Raw genomic sequence first — 16,242 nt, forward strand, 5'->3', positions numbered from 1 at the left:
GCCGGGGCCAGGCGGCCCCGGGATCTTTCATCAATACAAAGTGCTGGCCACGCGGGCAGGCAGTTCGCGGTCATAGGTGACGCCGTCGAAGGTGCCCGCCGTCAGGTCCGACAAGATACGGCCCACGCTGGGCAGCGCGGTGCGCGGCACCTGTGCCGCCGGATCCCATAGCTTGGCGCGCAGCAAGGCGCGCGAACACTGGAAGTACACGGTGTGCACGTCCACCACCAGCACCGAGCGCGGCAGCTTGCCGTCCATCTCGAAGCGCGCCAGCAGCGCAGGGTCCACGCTGATGCGTGCCGCGCCGTTGACCCGCAGGGTCTCGCCCACCCCTGGCACCAGGAACAGCAGCGCGACCCGCGGATCGGCCAGGATGTTGCGCAGGCTGTCGATGCGGTTGTTGCCGCGGCGGTCCGGCAGCAGCAGCGTCTTGTCGTCCTCCACCACCACGAAGCCGGCGGGATCGCCGCGCGGCGAAGCGTCCAAGCCATCGGGGCCCGCGGTGGCCAGCACCGCGAAAGGCGCCGCCTCGATGAAGGCGCGGTAGTGCGGATGCACGTGATCCACTTCCTTCTTGATGGAGGCTTCGCCGGATGCGCCATACAGCGCCTGCAAGGCGTCTGCGTCGGTGACCAGATGGGCGGGATCGATGTGCATGGCTTCGGGTTCCAGGTTCAGGCCAGCGCGGCTGGCAAGTCGGCAACGGTCAGGAACAGCTCGTCGGGGCCGCGTTCGCGCAGTGCCTCGACATGGTTATAACCCCAGGCGACGGAACCGATGCGCACGCCGGCCTTGCGGGCGGCGTCGATGTCGCGCATTTCGTCGCCCACCAGCAGGAAGCGCTCGGGGGCGGTGCCGTGCTGTTTGAGCAAGCGGTCGATCTTGGCGGATTTGCCGAACAGGTCGGTGCCGCATTCGTAATCGTCGAACAGGGCGGCGGTTTCCGCGCCCAGCACGCGCTGCACGTTCTCGATGGAGTTCGAGCTGACCACCGCCAGGCGCAGCCCGCTCGTCTTCAGGCGCGCCAGCGCATCGGGGATGCCGTCGAACAGGTGCACGCTGGGATCGATCTCCTGCATCAGCGTGCGCACGTGCGCCATGATGGCCGGCAGCTTCCACAGCGGAATGCCGAGGAATTTGAGAATCTCGGCGGCGTCGCGGTGCCGCAGCTGGTCGCGTTCGGAAGCGTCGATCTTGCGGAAGCCGTATTTGTCGGCCACCGTGTTCAGGATGGAGTTGAACCATGGCATGGTGTCGGCCAGGGTGCCATCGAAATCAAAAGCGGCGATGTCGTATTTCAAGTCGCGGATCTCTAGAGCCTGTTGATACGGAAAGATGGCTTGCGCGGGCCCTTAGATGCCGTTCGGGTGCAGCAGATAGTGCACGACGGGAGCCAGGCCTTCGAGCGGCGGCGCGCCGGCCACGACGCGGGCGGCGCTGGTCCAGGGATAGTCCAGCCCCAGCAGCCAGCCGAACACCGCTTCGGTGTCGTGCGCGGGCAGCGTTACCATGGTTTCGATGGTGATGACGAGATTGCTGGCGCGATAGGGCTCCGGCTGGAACTCCCAGTCATAGCGGCCACAGCCCACGCGGACGTTGCCCGTGGCCTTTTCCGTCATGCCCACGATCCAGTCGCACTGGTAGGCGGGCAGGCGCGCGCCTGCCTCGGGCCGCGCCAGGTAGAAGGTGTAGACGTTTTCGTAGGTCTGGCCGAACTTGCGCACCAGCGTGTCGGCAATGGCGGCCAGGCCGTGCGACTCGGGCGGAAAGGCGATGGCCTGCGTGCGCAAGGCCATCTTCAGCACCGCGTCCGGCGCGAACGCGCGCGCCATGTAGTGCGGGCGGTTCTCGTCCTTGGCGTGAAAGTAGTCGCGCAGTACGGACTCGGTGCTGGCGGGAGTCAACGCATGGGTGGGCATTGCGGGGCTTCCGTGGTGGTCTGGTGGAGGGATGACGTCAGGCCTTGATCTGTTCGAACCACTTCGAGACATTGGGCGGTTCGTACATGGCGTAGCGGTCCAGCAGCAAAGCAGGGTCCTCTTCCACCACCAGCATGTCGCGATGCTGGGGGCGGATGAATTCTTCCTCGACCGCATGGTCCACGAACTGGACCAGCGCGTCGTAGTAGCCGGCGATGTTCAGCAGGCCGCAGGGCTTCTGGTGCATGTTCAATTGCGCCCAGGTCCAGACCTCGAAGAACTCTTCCAGCGTGCCCGCGCCGCCTGGCAGCGCGATGAAGCCGTCGGCCTTTTCCATCATCATGGCCTTGCGCTCGTGCATGTTCTGCACCAGATGCAGTTCGGTCAGGCCGCGGTGTGCCTGCTCCTTCTTCATCAGCAGTTCCGGGATCACGCCGATCACGCGGCCGCCGCCGGCCAGTACTTCATTGGCCACCACGCCCATGATGCCCACGACCGAACCGCCGTACACCAGTCCAAGATCGCGCCGCACCAGTTCGCGAGCCAGCACGCGAGCCTGTTCCACGTAATCCGGTCGGGCGCCGGGGTTCGAGCCGCAATACACGCAAATGTTCTTCAGAGTCATAGATCTTCGGGTGATGCCTGTTCCCGTTACAGATTGCGTCACGGGATTCCGGGAAGCCCATAGTTTACGCAACAAGCGCCTGGGCGCCCGGCCGCTACGCGCGGGGTGCGGAAACGCCGCGCCTGGATTGGCTCGCGTCGTGGCGGCGCGCCGCCGCGTCCAGCGCCGCATGATGGGTCTCGGCCCAGCGGTCCAGCGCGATCAAGGCCACGTTCAGGGACTGACCCAGTTCGCTCAGCCGGTAGCTCACGTGCGGCGGCACGGTGCCCAGGTCTTCGCGCAGCACCAGGCCGTGGCGTTCCAGCTCCCTGAGCGTCTGCGTCATGACCTTTTGCGAGATCCCGTCCAGCCGGCGCAGCAGCTCGTTGTTGCGCAGGGGGCCGTGTTCCAGCGCGGGCAGGATCAGCGGAACCCACTTGCCTGCGATCAGTTCCAGGGCGCGGCGCGACGGGCACGAGGCGTCGAACACGTCGCCTGCGGGCGACAGCGTGGTCATTTTTTTCATAGTTACCTAAAGGTGCGTACTTGTCTCTGGGTAACTATAGCCTCTACGCTAGCCGTTCCCTAGTCCTGGCAGGAGGCCGAGATGGCCTGGTTGATTCTGGTCGCCGCGAGCGCGGTCGAAATCGTGATGGCGCTGGCCTTGAAGTACGCGGACGGCTGGACGCGCTTGTGGCCCAGCGTGATCGGCATCGCCGCCGCGCTGGGCAGCGTTTTCCTGTTGACGCTGGCGATGAAGCAGCTGCCCGCGGGCACGGCGTATGCCATCTGGACCGGCATCGGGTCCGTGGGCATTACCGTGCTGGGGATCATGCTGTTCGGGGATTCGCCGTCCGCCGCGCGCCTGCTGTGCATTGCGCTGATCGTGGGTGGGGTGGCGGGGCTCAAGCTGTTGGAAGCCTGAGCCGCGCGCGCGGCAGGCGCCGCGCGCGGGACCGGGCTCAGATCGCGTCGGCCCAGAGGTCGTATTCGTCGGAATCGGTGACGCGGGCGCGCACCAGGTCGCCCGCCTTCAGCGGCTTGTCGGAACTGACGTAGACACAGCCGTCGATCTCGGGCGCATCGGCGCTGCTGCGGCCCACGGCGCCGTCTTCGTCCACTTCGTCGATCAGCACGTCGATCTCGCGGCCCACCTTCCTGGCCAGGCGGGCGGCGGAGATCGATTGCTGCAGTTCCATGAAGCGTTCCCAGCGCTCTTGCTTGACCTCGTCCGGCACCGGATTGTCCAGCAGGTTGGCAGGCGCTCCTTCCACCGGCGAATACTGGAAACAGCCCACGCGGTCCAGCTGCGCTTCCTGCATCCAGTCCAGCAGGTACTGGAAGTCTTCCTCGGTTTCGCCGGGGAAGCCGACGATGAAGGTCGAGCGTATCGTCAGGTCCGGGCAGATCTCGCGCCAGCGCTTGATGCGGGCCAGGGTCTTGTCCTCGAAGGCGGGGCGCTTCATGGCCTTCAGGATGCGCGGGCTGGCGTGCTGGAACGGGATGTCCAGGTAGGGCAGGATCTTGCCTTCGGCCATCAGCGGAATGACTTCGTCCACGTGCGGGTACGGATACACGTAGTGCAGGCGCGTCCACACGCCCATTTCGGACAAGGCCATACAGAGCTCGGTCATGCGGGTCTTCACCGGGCGGCCGTTCCAGAAGCCGCTGCGGTACTTCACGTCCACGCCATAGGCGCTGGTGTCCTGCGAGATCACCAGCAATTCCTTCACGCCCGCCTTGACCAGGCGCTCGGCCTCGCTCAGCACGTCGCCCACCGGTCGGCTGACCAGGTCGCCGCGCATCGACGGGATGATGCAGAAGCTGCAGCGGTGATTACAGCCTTCCGAGATCTTCAGATAGGCGTAGTGGCGCGGCGTGAGCTTGATGCCTTGCGGCGGCACCAGGTCCAGGTAGGGGTTGTGGTCCTTCTTGGGCGGTGCGGCCTGGTGCACTGCGCGCACCACCTCTTCGTATTGCTGCGGGCCGGTCACGGCCAGCACGCTGGGGTGCACGTCGCGGATCACCGATTCCTCGACGCCCATGCAGCCGGTCACGATGACCTTGCCGTTCTCGGCGAGGGCTTCGCCGATGGCCTCCAGCGATTCCGCCTTGGCGCTGTCGATGAAGCCACAGGTATTGACGACGACCACGTCCGCGTCGTTGTACTCGGGCGTGACTTCGTACCCTTCGGTGCGCAGTTGGGTCAGGATGCGTTCGGAGTCGACCAGGGCTTTGGGACAGCCCAGGGAGACGAACCCCACGCGCGGGGTTCGGCCGTCGGCGTTGGCGGCGGCGATGGTGTCGGCCAGGGTGGAGGCGGCCGCCGCGTTCGCGTCAGCGCTGTTGGCCTTGCCGGGGCCCTTGCCAGGCCGGGAGGTTTCGAGGATTTCCAATGTCGTTCACCAAAAAATCGCGCGGCGAGCGTGTCGCGCGGCGGATGTGTTGTTCGTGTCGGGGGAGGCCGGGGCGGCAGGCCTCAAGATTCAGCGTGTTCGTTGGCGCGCCAGGGGGGCAGTTCTCGCAAGGTCTCGGGGTGCAGCATGGCTACCTGCAGCAGGGTCTTCGCCGCGCCCGAGGGGGTGCGCCGTCCTTGCTCCCAATCTTGCAGCGTGCGTACGCTCACGCCCAGCAGTTCAGCGAAATCCGTTTGCGGCAGGCCCACGCGGTTGCGTGCTTCGCTGATATGCGACGCCTGCCACGATGCGCCGCGCGCCGTCGGGGCAGCATTCTTCATGGCTCTTCAAAAGTCGGGTGGCGCCTGCTTAGGGCGTCCCTGGGGGTCAGGCCTTCGTACCATGATGGCGAAGAAGGCGAATTTTTGATTATACGGCATTGCCGTAGGTCAAGTGGGGGCGCGCTCGTCCGATGTAGCCGCGGCATCGCAGGGGCACCGTTTTACCGGGTTGCGACGGCCATCGGTCGAATTGCTGCGTCCCCATTTGCCTGGCCGATCGAGGGGCGGCACGCCATCGAGAACCCGAAAGTATTGACGCCACCCTCGCTGCGTACGAACACGTCGCCCTGGTGGATCGAGGCGATGGCCTTCACGATGGCCAGGCCCAGCCCGTGATGCCTGTCGCTGTGGCTGCGCGCGGTTTCCACTCTGAAAAAGCGCTCGAACAGACGCGGCAGAACCTGTGGCGCGATGGGAGCGCCCTGATTGGTGACGGAAACGTAGGCGAGTCCATCCTTTTCCTCCAGTTCCACGCGGATCCCGGTTTGCGCGGCGGTGTAGCAGGCCGCGTTTTCCAGCAGGTTTGCCAGCGCCCGATGGAACAATCGGCGGTCCGCGCAGGCGTGGGCGTCGCCTTCAAGGGCGACGGTCAGTTCTTTTTCCACGAACAGCGGCTCAAGATATTCCATGGTCTTGGCCGCCTCATCCCGCAACGACACGTCGCCCATGTCCATGGCCATCCGGCCGACCTGCGCATGTGACAGGAACAGCATGTCGTTGACGATGGAGGTCATCCGTTCAAGTTCCTCCATGTTGGACTGCAGCAGCTCCTTGAATTCGTGTTCGTCCTTGCACACCGCCAGTCCGAGTTGTGTCTGGCCGATCAGGTTGGTCAGTGGCGTGCGCAGTTCATGCGCGACGTCGGCATTGAAGCTCTCGAGCTGGCGCCAGGCCACTTCCTGCCGCTCCAGCACGCCATTGAAGGAAATGGCCAGGTCCTTGATCTCCGCCGGAAGCTGCTCGATGCCCAGCCGCTGCCCGGTACTTCCCGGCGCCAGACCTTGCGCCTGTCCGCCCAAGCGCCTGACAGGCAAAAGTCCCAGCCGCGCGATGCCGTAGCCCAGGAAAGCCACCAACAAGGCGCCTGCGATCGATATCGCGATCAAGACGTTGGTGAAGTCGTCCAGCGTCTTCATGTAGGGTGTCGAATCCAGCGCGACGACCAAGCGCACGGCCGGGCGGCTGCCTGCGGGGGGAATGGTCGTGACGAGCACGTTCAGCGGACAGCAGCCGCTATTGCCCGGCAAGATAGAAAATCCGTCCGGCACCTGGCTCCATGTCACGCCGTCGGGCGCCGCGCCGCCATAGCTGTAGAAGGGATCGTCGCTTACGATCCAGTGCTGCGCGTCGGGCCCGTCGTCCGGCGCCATGGCGCTGAGCTTGGAGACAACCTTATGCCATGTCTCCGGAGATTGCCGCGACATCACCAGCGGATCCAGGAACGAGTGGCGCAGCTCGAGTTCGTTGTGCATCTGCTGCTGCAGGGAGAGCCTGAGCGACTCCTGCAGCAGGACGGCGCATACCGAGACGATCAGCGCCACCGACAGGGCGAACATCAGCGCCAAGCGCGTCGATATGGAGGAAATCATGGCTGCTCGGCGGCGGATTCGTTGCGGCTTTCGAGCAGATAACCCATGCCTCTGACGGTATGCAGCAGCTTCTTCTCGTAGGGAGCGTCAACCTTGAGGCGCAAGCGCCGCATGGCCACTTCGACCACATTGGCGTCGCTGTCGAAATTCATGTCCCAGACCTGTTCCGCGATCATCAGCTTGGACAGGATCTCGCCCTGGTGCCGCACCAGCAGGCTGAGCAGCGCGAACTCCTTGGCGGTCAGGTCCAGCCGCTGCCCGGCGCGGGTGGCGCGCCGCGCCATCATGTCGACCTGCAGGTCGTCCGCCTGCAGCAGGGTCGACTCGCCGCCCGCGCCACTCCGGCGCCGCAGCAGGGCCTGGATCCGCGCCACCAGCTCGGTGAAGGAGAACGGCTTGGGTAAATAATCGTCCGCGCCCTGGCGCAGACCTTTGACCCGTTCATCCACGGAACCGCGGGCAGACAGCATCAGCACCGGCGTCTGCTTGCGCGCGCGCAGCAGCCCCAGGACCGCATAGCCGTCCTGGCCAGGCAGCATGACGTCCAGGATGATGCCGTCGTAGTCATGCTCCAGGGCCAGGAACAGGCCTTCCGCTCCATCGCCGGACACGTCCACGGTATAGCCCAGGCCGGTCAGCCCGCGCTTGATGTACGAGGCCGTCTTCGGCTCGTCTTCCACTACCAGCAGGCGCATTTTTTCCCCTCGCTGCTTCTTTGCAATTGTCCATGGCGGCAGCCGCCTGTGCCGGGGCCTGCATGGTCTTCCGCCGATCCGCCCAGAGCGGATGCGCCGCGACACTGTAGACCGCCGCCGCCGTCGCCAACGTGACCCGAAACTGACGCCATTGTCAGGAACCGCTCCGTCAGCCAGGAGACATATTCGCGTCAGGAAAGGGTCACGCTGAGGTCAGCGGCCCCTGGCTAGAGTGCACCGCATGAACACTTTGCGGCGCCCCTGCCTCGCTGGGGCGGCCGCCGCGCCGGACACTCATGAAGATCCTCTACACCAACTACCACAAGGGCGACGGCGGCGGCCACACCACTTATCTCGCCACGCTTATCCGCCACCTTGGGGTTCATCATAATGTGACCTTGGCCGTGCCGGCATCCAGCCGGCTGTATAGCGAAACGGACGTGGCGGACTTGAGCCGGAATGTGGCCGTGGAATATTCCAGCCGCATCTGGAACACTCCCGCGGTGGTCTCGCACCTGGTGAACATCATGGCGGCGGATAGATTCGACATCGTGCACGTGAATGGTTCCCTGGATCACCGCAGCGTGATGCTCGCCAGGATGAGGCTGCGCGGGCCTCGGCCCCCAGTGGTCTACACCAAGCACGACAATCACGAAATCTCCGGACTGGGGCCCTTGCTGCGCGCCCACATGGCGACCGACCACGTCATCGCGGTCTGCGACGACTCGGCGCGCAAGCTGCTGGCCTCGCCCTATGCCCGTTGCCCGATCAGCACGGTCAAGAATGGCGTGGATACGGGGCGCTACCAGCCTTACCCAGCGTTGGAATGCGAGGCCTTGCGGCGCGCCTGGCCGGTCGATACCGAGGATCGCCTCATCATCGGCAGCAACGCCGGCACCGCCAACTACAAGAACTGGCTGCACATGGTCGAGGGGGTCTCGTTGCTGCCGCCGCAACTGCGGCGGCAGGTGCTGGTGGCGATAGCCGGACTGCCGCCCAGCATCGAGCAGCAGGCCCGGATCATGGAGCTGGGCATGGCCGGCCAAGTCTATTACGCTGGCCTCTTGTCCGATGTTCGGCCTTTCGTGGCCGCGTTCGACCTGGGTTTCGTCCTGTCCACCCGCATCGAGACCATATCCTTCGCATGCCGGGAAATGATGGCAATGGGCAAACCTGTCATGGTGAGCCGCTATGCGGGATTGCCTGAAAACATCGACCATGGCGTCGATGGCTGGGTCGTGGAGCCATCCTCGCCTGGCGGCATCGCGCAATGCCTCGCCCGGATCATCCCGCAAAGGCAACAGCTCCGGGCCATGGGCCGGGAAGCGCGCGCCAAGAGCGTGGCCAAATTCGGCGTCGAGAGATTCGTCGGGCAGACGCTGGCCGTGTACGACGAGCTGCTGGCTGCCTAGATCCGGCGCGAGCCCGGACGAACCTTCGCCTGGCCCACCTTCAGCCCGCCTACCCGCCTTGCATGCCGCTCGCCACTCCCAGCGTCCGGTAGATGTCCACCCAGCGTAGCGCCACATCTATCGTGGCGCTTGAAAGCGTGCGTTCGATGTCATAGGCGCTGCGCTGCGCATCCAGGACTTCGAGCAGCGACACCATGCCTTCCTCGTATTGCCTGCGCGCCAGATCCGACGCCGTTTGGGCGGCTGCCGCGGCGGCGTCCAGCCGCGCCTGGCGCAGCATGGATTGCCCGTAGGCGTGGATGCTGGTCTGGCTCTCCCTGAACGCCGACCGTAAAGCGGACTCATAAGCCAGGCGGCTCTGCGCCAATCTGGCGTCCGCGCTTTCCACTCGGGCCCGGATTGCGCCGAAATCGAACAGCGGCTGCAGGAGCTGCAGACTGAGGGACCATCCTGGACTGCCGACGCCCCGCTCGAAGCCTCCGAGCGCGCCCAGGGTCAACTGCGGAAACCTCGCGGCCCGTTCCGCCGCCAGCTCTCCCCCCGCGGCAGCCATGCGCCGCTCGGCGGCCCGGACATCCGGCCGCCAGCGCAACGTCTCGGCGGGCATGGCCAACAGGGCGTTTGCCGCTACCCGTTGCGGCACCCGCGGTTGTTCCGATCCAAGTTCCAGCAGGCGATCGATCGTCGCGACGTCGGTCGCCAGCAGGTAGGCCAGTGCATAGCGGGCGCTGGTGATCTGCTGCTGCGCCACCGGGATTTCAGCCAGGGTGGATTCGTGCTCCGCCAGCATGCGCTCGGCGTCGAGCCGGTTCGCCATTCCCATGCGTCGTCGCGCCTCGACAAGCTGGCTGGTGCGTCCGAGCACCTCGCCCGTTCTTTGCGCCAGTTGCGCCTGCCGCTGCGCCAGGCGCAACTGGAGGTAGACGACGGCGACCTCCGCCATCAAGCTCAGCCGTAGGGCTTCGTAGTCATGCACGGTGGCCTGCGCCAGGGCCCCGGCGGCATCGCGCTGAGCCCGCAGCCGTCCGAACAGGTCGATCTCCCAGGCCAGGTCCGCGCCATACCAGGAGGCGGGCTCTAGGCCAGAGGCGCGTTGCGCACTGGCTCCCGCGCCCAGTGCCGGGAACAGCGCAGCGCCGGCCAGCCGGCGCTGCGCGCGTTGTTCCCGGATACGTTCAGCCGCCACCGCCAGGTCGAGATTCGACGCCAGCACCTGTTCAAGCAGGTGGTTCAGCGCCGCATCCTCGAAGCCGTCCCACCAGCGCAGCGGCATACCGGCCTGCGCCAGCAGTACATCCGCGGGTTGGCCCAGGTCTTGGGCGGATGGCTCGGGAGCCACGGCCGAGCAGCCGGCCAGGAACGCCGCCAGGACGATGGCGGTGCCTGCTTTCACGTGTCTCTTCCTCATGCTTGGCGGCTCTTTGTCAACGCTTGCGGTGCCGATGGAACTGGCCCCTTGTCCCGCAGGAATAGGCGGTTCAATGCCAGGAATACCACCGGCGTGGTCAGCAGGGTCAGCAGCTGGCTGATGGCCAATCCGCCCACAATGGCGACGCCCAGCGGCTCGCGCAGCTCCGCGCCGGTGCCGAACGCCAGCATCAGTGGCACCGCGCCCAGTGCAGCCGCCAGGGTCGTCATCATGATCGGACGGAACCGCACCAGGCAGGCTTCGCGCATGGCTTGCCGCGCTGGCAGGCCGCGCTCGCGCTGTGCCTGCAAGGCGAAGTCGACCAGCAGGATGCCGTTCTTCTTGACGATGCCGATCAGCAGGATCAGGCCGATCAGCGCCATTACCGAGAAATCCAGTCCCCACAGCCACAGGAACAGGATGGCGCCGAGCCCGGCCGACGGCAGCGTGGAAAGTATCGCCAGGGGATGCACGAAGCTCTCGTAAAGTACGCCCAGGATGATGTAGACAGCCAGCAGCGCCGCCAGGATCAGCCATGGCTGGCTGGCGAGCGAGTCCTGGAAAGCCTGGGCCGCACCCTGGAAGGTACCGGTCACGCTCGCGGGCATGTCCAGCGTCTCGCGGATCTGTTCCAGCCGCTGCACCGCCTCGCCTAGCGCGACGCCGGGCGCCAGGTTGAAAGACAGGTTGGCGGCGGGCAGCAGCGAATCGTGCACGATCACAGCGGGCCCCCTTGTTGGCTCTTCGATTTGCGCGAAGCTCAGTAACGGGACCATCTCCCCGGTCAGGGGCGAGCGCAGTTGGAAGTACGCCAGGCTTTCAGCCGTACCGCGCTGGTGGCGGTCGATCTCCAGCACCACGTAATATTGATTGGCCTCGGTCTGGATCTGGTTGACCTGACGCTGGCCGAACGCGTCGTACAGCGCATTGTCCACGTCGCTGGCGCTGAATCCATAGCGCGCCGCGACCGTCCGGTCCAGCGTCAGCCGCGTGATTTGCGCGTCCCACTGCAAATCGTGCGAGGCATCGCGGAAGATCGGGTCGCGCTGCATCGCGCTGGTCAGCTTCTCCGCCCACTCGGCCAGTCTTGCGCTGTCTTGCGCGCGCATTACGTAGAGATATTGGGCCCGCGGCTGGCCCGCGCCGATGTTGATGTCCTGGGCGGCGCGCAGGAATACCTGTATGCCGGGGATCTGCGCCAACTGCGGCCGTAGCCGGTCGATGATTTCGCTGGCGCTGGCGTCGCGGTCGCCCGGGTCGTTCAGTACCAGCCAGATGCGACCGTTGCCTAGCGTGGCGGCGCCGCCGACCGCGTGGTTGAGGCCCACGATGTCCGGATCGGCCTGGACGATGGCTTCTATCTGCTTGTGCTTTTGCACCATGTTTTCGTATGAAATATCGGAAGCCGCGCGCGTCACGCCCACGATGAACCCGGTGTCCTGCAGCGGGAAGAAGCCTTTCGGAATCGCCATGAAGCTGGCGACGCTGGCAAGTACGGTCAGCAGGAACGCCAGCAGCGTAATGCGCTGGTGCGCCAGCACCCAGTCCAGCGCATGCGTGTAGAGCCCGAGCAAGCGGCTTGGCCGGCCGGGCGAGGCTCCGTGATGCTGAGGTTTCATGAAAAGGCTGGCCAGCGTGGGGGCGAGCGTCAGGCAGACGATCAAGGAAATCATGATCGCGGCCGTCGCGGTCAGCGCGAACTCGCTGAACAGGCGGCCGACTATCCCCTCCATGAACAGCAGCGGGGTGAAGGCCGCCACCAACGATACGCTGATGGACATGACGGTAAAGCCAATTTCCTGGGTTCCTTTCAAGGCGGCCTCCCGCATGCCGGCGCCGGCTTCGAGATGGCGGTGGATGTTCTCGATGACCACGATGGCGTCGTCCACGATGAAGCCCACTGCCACCACGATCGCCACCAGAGTCAGATTGTTCAGGCTGAACCCGACCAAGGACATCAGCGCGAAAGTCGCGACCAGCGACACCCCCAGCACCGCCGCCACGATCAGCGTGGCCGAAGTCTGCCGCAGGAACACCGCCATGACGCCAATCACCAGGACGATGGCGATGGCCAAGGCCAGCTGTACCTCGTGCAGGGACGAGCGTATGGTGCGGGTGCGGTCGTTGTAGACCGCCACCGCCACGTCCGCCGGCAGCGCCGCCTGCAGGGCGGGCAGCGCCCGGGTGATCCGGTCTGCCGTGGCAACGATGTTGGCGCCGGGCTGGCGCCGGATGAGCAATACCACGCCGGGTTTGCCATCAGGCCAGACGGCGGTGTAGTCATCCTCGGCGCCGTGCTCTACCGTGGCCACGTCCCGCAGCAACACCGGCTCGCCCTCGCGGTAGCCGATGACCAGCGCGCCGTAGTCCGCGGCATCGAACAACTGATCGTTCACGTCCAGCGTCGCGACCCGGTCGGCACTGAACAACGCGCCCTTGGGCAAGTTCACGCTGCTGCGTTGTATCGCCTCGCGCACGTCTTGCAAGGTGCTGCGCGTCGCCGCCAAGGCTTCCGGATTGGCGCGTATCCGTATCGCCGGCCGGCGCAGCCCGGTCAGCGATATCTGGCCCACGCCCTCCACCTGGCTCAATTGGCGCGCCAGCACCGTCTCGACCTGGTCGCTCAGTTCGGTCAGCGACAGGGTCTCGGAGGTGGCGCTGAGGATGAGGACCGGGCTGTCGGCCGGATTCACCTTGCGCCAGGTCGGCAGGTTGGGAAGGTCGGCCGGCAGCCGGCCCGCCGCGGTATTGATAGCCGCCTGAATTTCCTGGGCAGCCACATCGATGTCCTTGTCCAGCGAAAACTGCAACGTCAGTGTGGTGGCTCCGATGGAACTGGACGACGTCATTTCGGTCACGCCCGGAATTGCGCTGAACTGCACTTCCAGCGGCGTGGCCACCGACGACGCCATGGTCTGGGCGCTGGCTCCCGGCAGCCGCGCCTCGACCTGGATCGTGGGGAAGTCCACTTCGGGCAACGGCGCGACGGGCAGCCGCAGATAGGCGAGAGCGCCCAGCAGCACCGTGGCGAGTGTCAGCAGCACGGTACCCACGGGGTGCGCGATGCACCACGCATAGAGGCTAGCGCGTTGCATCGCCGCCCGCCTTTGATTTGCCCGCGGCCGCCATGCGGGATTCGCCGGCCGCGCTATCCACTGCTTCCGCGCGCACCCGCGCCCCGGGGTAGAGCCGCGAGGCGCCATCCACCACGACGGACGCGCCCTGGTCCACGCCCGCGACCGCCGTCCACGCATCGGTGCCGTACAGCACCTGCACGGGAACCGGATGCGTCGTGGCGTCGTCGACGCGCCAGACGAACCTGCCGTCCTCGCCACGCTGCACTGCCCTGGTCGGGACCACCTGTACGTCGTTCATGACCTGCAGCGCCACCGTTGCCACAACCGACTGCCCCGGCCAGAGCCGCGCCTGTGGATTGTCGAACAGCGCCTTCAGGCGCACGGTGCCGCTGACCGTGGAGACCTGGTTGTCCACCAGGGCCAGCCGCCCCTGCGCCAGCAGTTCGCCGCCATCGCTGGCGTAGGCCTGCACCGGCACCGGGGATGCGCCAGCAAGCGCCTCGCGGATGCGCGGGAGCAGGGCCTGGGGCAGGGAAATCTCCACCGAAATCGGATCCATCTGGACAATCGTGAACAGCACCTGCGCTTCGGCCGAACGCAATACATTGCCCGCATGCAGCATCTGGATACCAACCCGCCCGTTCAATGGCGAACGGATTTCCGTGTGCGAAAGGAGGACTTGCTGGGTTTGCACCGCAGCCTCCAGATTGCGCGCGGAGGCGTCCAGCTCGCTCACGCGAGCCGCCTGCTGTTCGAGCACCTGGGCGGATACCGCTTCCTCTTTGCGCAGGCTGCGATAGCGCGCCAGGTCCAGCCGCGCCACCCGCAATTGCGCGGCCGCCATGGCGTGCTGCGCACGCGCCTGCGCCAGCGCAGACACAATCAACCGGTCGTCGATGCGGGCCAGGACGTCTCCCGCCTTCACCGTCATGCCTTCCTGTGCCACGATTTGGTTCAGCACGCCGTCAACCTGGCTGCGCACATCGACGCTGCGCAGCGAACGGACGTCGCCCGGCGATCTGTGCAGCATCGGCATCTCCGCGCGCTGCTCCACCATGGCGGTTCGCACGGGGATCAGCGGCCGCTCGGTCAGTGCGACCGCGCCGGTGTCCGCCTGCCACCACAGGTAGGCGGCGAAGGCGGCCCCTGCGGCCAGTGCAGATGCCGACGCGATCGCGCGCCGCCGCGTGAAGAATCTCGATGAGTACGCCATGACTGTCAGGCTCCCGCAGGAAAGGTGGAGTTGCCGGCACGCGACTGCCTCCCGCACAAGGCGCGGCTGGAGCGGCGCTGCATCCAATGCCGGCATGAGAGCACTCTATAGATCCCGCACTGTCCCGGCGCTGACGCCTTGCTGACATGGAGATAACCGAAATGGCCCGTCGAAAATGACGTGGCCGCGCCGCCTGACAACGACGTTATTTGCGGGTCATGCTCAGGTCAGCTGTGGTTGCGCAGAATGGCTTCAAGGCTTCAGCGAAGCCGATTCAATTCCGCAACTTTCCGCTTACCGGAGACTTTCACCATGCGCATCAAGACCTTTTCTCTTGCTTCGGCGGCCGCCATCGTCATTGGAATCTTTTCCAGCAGCGCGACGGCCTCTGAAGAAACCCAAGTCCCGCCGCCCAAACCCAGCGAACTGACCCGCGCGGACCGTGTCGCGGACTTGCAGGCATGGCGAGCATCCGGCTTGGACGAGCTTTCTCGTGGGGAAAGCTCGCCTGACATCTATGGCGCGGAGTATCGCGAGCGCTACGCCACTTACTTGCGCCTGCGCGCCGAGGCCCGCCAGCAATCCGCTCCAGGCTAACGTTGGATTGCCCAGGGCAAGCTGGAGCCTCCGTTCGAGGAGCTGGGTTTCGGAAACGCTAGGCCTTTTTGAGCCGCGGTTCGAAAAAATCCAGGAATGCGCGGATCTTCGCGGGCAGCCGACGTGACTGAACCAGCGCAATCAAGGGAACGATTCCGAAATCCCATTCGGGCAATACGCGTACCAGGCCTGCTTCGTGCAGCTGCGGCTCGACGGCCTTCAGAACGGGGACAGGCGCTATGCCCAGCCCCGCCGCCGCAAACCGGGCAAGCAGGCCGAAGTTGTTCGCGCACAGCTTTCCGTTCACCCCAATCGATTCCGTGACCGTGCCTCGATTGAGGATCCAGGTCGAGTCGTACCGGCTCATCCCGAAGCGCAGGCATTCATGGCGCCGCAAGTCGCTGACGGCGATGGGTGCGCCACGGGCGGATACGTAGCTCTGCGCCGCAAAAAGAAAGCAATTGAATTCGGCGACCCGCCGTCCGATGAGGCTCGAATCCGGCTGTTCACCCAGCCGGAAAACGATATCGAACGGATTCTCGATCGGATCGACCGGTCTGGTGCTGAGGTCGATTTCGCATTCGATAGTGGGGTATTTGTAGCGAAACTCGCTGGCGACGGTGGGCAGGATCAATTGGCCGATTCCCGCCGGCATCGAAACGCGCAGCCTGCCCGCAGGGACTTCGTGCATATCCGTCAGATGCCGATGCGCGGAATATATTCCTTCGACAATCGGCTTGCAGCGGTCGAGATATGCCTGTCCGAAATCGGTGAGCGTCAGCCGGCGGGTGGTGCGCCGAAACAGCGGCGCCCCTAGCTGCCGTTCCAGGTAGGCGAGCCGGCGCGACAAGGTCGAGCTAGGGATGCCGAATGCTTCGGATGCCTTGGAAAAATTCCCGGCATCCGCGATGTGCACGAATGCGGCGAGATCATTGAGTTGTATGTCCATGTGTACCATCCTCCCCGCGAGAGATGATCTTTTTCGGACATA

The 16,242-nt window shown here is 65.4% G+C and carries 16 protein-coding genes; 3 read left to right on the top strand and 13 right to left on the bottom strand.

What is annotated here, in order from left to right; translation table 11 throughout:
* Positions 1 to 30 precede the first annotated feature (30 nt).
* From FOC84_RS14645 to FOC84_RS14665, 5 genes are all read right to left on the bottom strand, one after another.
* On the bottom strand, positions 31 to 657 hold the full coding sequence (locus tag FOC84_RS14645; RefSeq protein ID WP_173145038.1) for a pyridoxamine 5'-phosphate oxidase family protein: 627 nt from the start codon (positions 655 to 657) through the stop codon (positions 31 to 33).
* 17 nt (positions 658 to 674) lie between these two features.
* Positions 675 to 1,301, bottom strand: a complete 627-nt coding sequence (locus tag FOC84_RS14650) for an HAD hydrolase-like protein (RefSeq protein WP_173145039.1) — start codon at positions 1,299 to 1,301, stop codon at positions 675 to 677.
* A gap of 51 nt (positions 1,302 to 1,352) precedes the next feature.
* A complete protein-coding gene (locus FOC84_RS14655; protein WP_173145040.1) occupies positions 1,353 to 1,919 on the bottom strand; it encodes a hypothetical protein in 567 nt (188 codons plus the stop codon).
* Between the two features lie 37 nt (positions 1,920 to 1,956).
* Complete coding sequence (locus FOC84_RS14660; protein ID WP_173145041.1) at positions 1,957 to 2,544, bottom strand: TIGR00730 family Rossman fold protein; 588 nt, start codon at positions 2,542 to 2,544, stop codon at positions 1,957 to 1,959.
* 94 nt (positions 2,545 to 2,638) lie between these two features.
* The gene (locus tag FOC84_RS14665) at positions 2,639 to 3,049 is read right to left on the bottom strand and encodes a winged helix-turn-helix transcriptional regulator (RefSeq protein WP_173145042.1); all 411 of its coding nucleotides are present in this window, start codon (positions 3,047 to 3,049) and stop codon (positions 2,639 to 2,641) included.
* Positions 3,050 to 3,130: 81 nt separating this feature from the next.
* Between FOC84_RS14665 and FOC84_RS14670 the strand changes: the two genes are divergently transcribed.
* On the top strand, positions 3,131 to 3,448 hold the full coding sequence (locus FOC84_RS14670) for a DMT family transporter (RefSeq protein WP_173145043.1): 318 nt from the start codon (positions 3,131 to 3,133) through the stop codon (positions 3,446 to 3,448).
* A 37-nt stretch (positions 3,449 to 3,485) separates the two neighbouring features.
* On the opposite strand, the gene rimO is transcribed toward FOC84_RS14670, so the two are convergent.
* From rimO to FOC84_RS14690, 4 genes are all read right to left on the bottom strand, one after another.
* On the bottom strand, positions 3,486 to 4,823 hold the full coding sequence (gene rimO, locus FOC84_RS14675; RefSeq protein WP_173150157.1) for a 30S ribosomal protein S12 methylthiotransferase RimO: 1,338 nt from the start codon (positions 4,821 to 4,823) through the stop codon (positions 3,486 to 3,488).
* Between the two features lie 179 nt (positions 4,824 to 5,002).
* A complete protein-coding gene (locus FOC84_RS14680; protein ID WP_173145044.1) occupies positions 5,003 to 5,260 on the bottom strand; it encodes a helix-turn-helix domain-containing protein in 258 nt (85 codons plus the stop codon).
* 161 nt (positions 5,261 to 5,421) lie between these two features.
* On the bottom strand, positions 5,422 to 6,849 hold the full coding sequence (locus FOC84_RS14685) for a heavy metal sensor histidine kinase (RefSeq protein WP_173145045.1): 1,428 nt from the start codon (positions 6,847 to 6,849) through the stop codon (positions 5,422 to 5,424).
* The gene (locus FOC84_RS14690; RefSeq protein ID WP_173145046.1) at positions 6,846 to 7,544 is read right to left on the bottom strand and encodes a heavy metal response regulator transcription factor; all 699 of its coding nucleotides are present in this window, start codon (positions 7,542 to 7,544) and stop codon (positions 6,846 to 6,848) included. Before FOC84_RS14690 ends, FOC84_RS14685 begins: the two co-directional genes overlap by 4 nt.
* 296 nt (positions 7,545 to 7,840) lie before the next feature.
* On the opposite strand from FOC84_RS14690, the gene FOC84_RS14695 reads away from it, so the two are divergent.
* Positions 7,841 to 8,956 (top strand): glycosyltransferase family 4 protein, encoded by a 1,116-nt coding sequence (locus FOC84_RS14695; protein WP_173145047.1) that lies wholly within the window; start codon positions 7,841 to 7,843, stop codon positions 8,954 to 8,956.
* A 49-nt stretch (positions 8,957 to 9,005) separates the two neighbouring features.
* Here FOC84_RS14695 and FOC84_RS14700 read toward each other — a convergent pair whose 3' ends face one another.
* Genes FOC84_RS14700 through FOC84_RS14710 form a run of 3 tightly spaced genes read right to left on the bottom strand, consistent with a single transcriptional unit; the run spans position 9,006 to position 14,654 of the window.
* A complete protein-coding gene (locus FOC84_RS14700) occupies positions 9,006 to 10,349 on the bottom strand; it encodes an efflux transporter outer membrane subunit (protein ID WP_173145048.1) in 1,344 nt (447 codons plus the stop codon).
* Between the two features lie 11 nt (positions 10,350 to 10,360).
* On the bottom strand, positions 10,361 to 13,459 hold the full coding sequence (locus FOC84_RS14705; protein ID WP_173145049.1) for an efflux RND transporter permease subunit: 3,099 nt from the start codon (positions 13,457 to 13,459) through the stop codon (positions 10,361 to 10,363).
* Positions 13,446 to 14,654, bottom strand: a complete 1,209-nt coding sequence (locus FOC84_RS14710; protein ID WP_217278794.1) for an efflux RND transporter periplasmic adaptor subunit — start codon at positions 14,652 to 14,654, stop codon at positions 13,446 to 13,448. The genes FOC84_RS14705 and FOC84_RS14710 overlap by 14 nt, the downstream gene beginning before the upstream one ends.
* Positions 14,655 to 14,966: 312 nt before the next feature.
* Here FOC84_RS14710 and FOC84_RS14715 point away from each other — a divergent pair, with 312 nt between their 5' ends.
* A complete protein-coding gene (locus FOC84_RS14715) occupies positions 14,967 to 15,251 on the top strand; it encodes a DUF4148 domain-containing protein (protein ID WP_173145050.1) in 285 nt (94 codons plus the stop codon).
* Positions 15,252 to 15,309: 58 nt separating this feature from the next.
* Here FOC84_RS14715 and FOC84_RS14720 read toward each other — a convergent pair whose 3' ends face one another.
* The gene (locus FOC84_RS14720) at positions 15,310 to 16,200 is read right to left on the bottom strand and encodes a LysR family transcriptional regulator (RefSeq protein ID WP_173145051.1); all 891 of its coding nucleotides are present in this window, start codon (positions 16,198 to 16,200) and stop codon (positions 15,310 to 15,312) included.
* Positions 16,201 to 16,242 lie beyond the last annotated feature (42 nt).

The organism is Achromobacter pestifer, assembly GCF_013267355.1.
Lineage (GTDB): Bacteria > Pseudomonadota > Gammaproteobacteria > Burkholderiales > Burkholderiaceae_B > Achromobacter > Achromobacter pestifer_A.

Excerpts from the sequence above, each read along its gene's own strand:
- FOC84_RS14645 (WP_173145038.1), bottom strand. The coding sequence starts at position 657 with ATGCACATCGATCCCGCCCATCTGGTCACCGACGCAGACGCCTTGCAG.
- FOC84_RS14655 (WP_173145040.1), bottom strand. The coding sequence starts at position 1,919 with ATGCCCACCCATGCGTTGACTCCCGCCAGCACCGAGTCCGTACTGCGC.
- FOC84_RS14660 (WP_173145041.1), bottom strand. The coding sequence starts at position 2,544 with ATGACTCTGAAGAACATTTGCGTGTATTGCGGCTCGAACCCCGGCGCC.
- FOC84_RS14665 (WP_173145042.1), bottom strand. The coding sequence starts at position 3,049 with ATGAAAAAAATGACCACGCTGTCGCCCGCAGGCGACGTGTTCGACGCC.
- FOC84_RS14670 (WP_173145043.1), top strand. The coding sequence starts at position 3,131 with ATGGCCTGGTTGATTCTGGTCGCCGCGAGCGCGGTCGAAATCGTGATG.
- FOC84_RS14680 (WP_173145044.1), bottom strand. The coding sequence starts at position 5,260 with ATGAAGAATGCTGCCCCGACGGCGCGCGGCGCATCGTGGCAGGCGTCG.
- FOC84_RS14685 (WP_173145045.1), bottom strand. The coding sequence starts at position 6,849 with ATGATTTCCTCCATATCGACGCGCTTGGCGCTGATGTTCGCCCTGTCG.
- FOC84_RS14690 (WP_173145046.1), bottom strand. The coding sequence starts at position 7,544 with ATGCGCCTGCTGGTAGTGGAAGACGAGCCGAAGACGGCCTCGTACATC.
- FOC84_RS14695 (WP_173145047.1), top strand. The coding sequence starts at position 7,841 with ATGAAGATCCTCTACACCAACTACCACAAGGGCGACGGCGGCGGCCAC.
- FOC84_RS14705 (WP_173145049.1), bottom strand. The coding sequence starts at position 13,459 with ATGCAACGCGCTAGCCTCTATGCGTGGTGCATCGCGCACCCCGTGGGT.
- FOC84_RS14710 (WP_217278794.1), bottom strand. The coding sequence starts at position 14,654 with ATGGCGTACTCATCGAGATTCTTCACGCGGCGGCGCGCGATCGCGTCG.
- FOC84_RS14715 (WP_173145050.1), top strand. The coding sequence starts at position 14,967 with ATGCGCATCAAGACCTTTTCTCTTGCTTCGGCGGCCGCCATCGTCATT.
- FOC84_RS14720 (WP_173145051.1), bottom strand. The coding sequence starts at position 16,200 with ATGGACATACAACTCAATGATCTCGCCGCATTCGTGCACATCGCGGAT.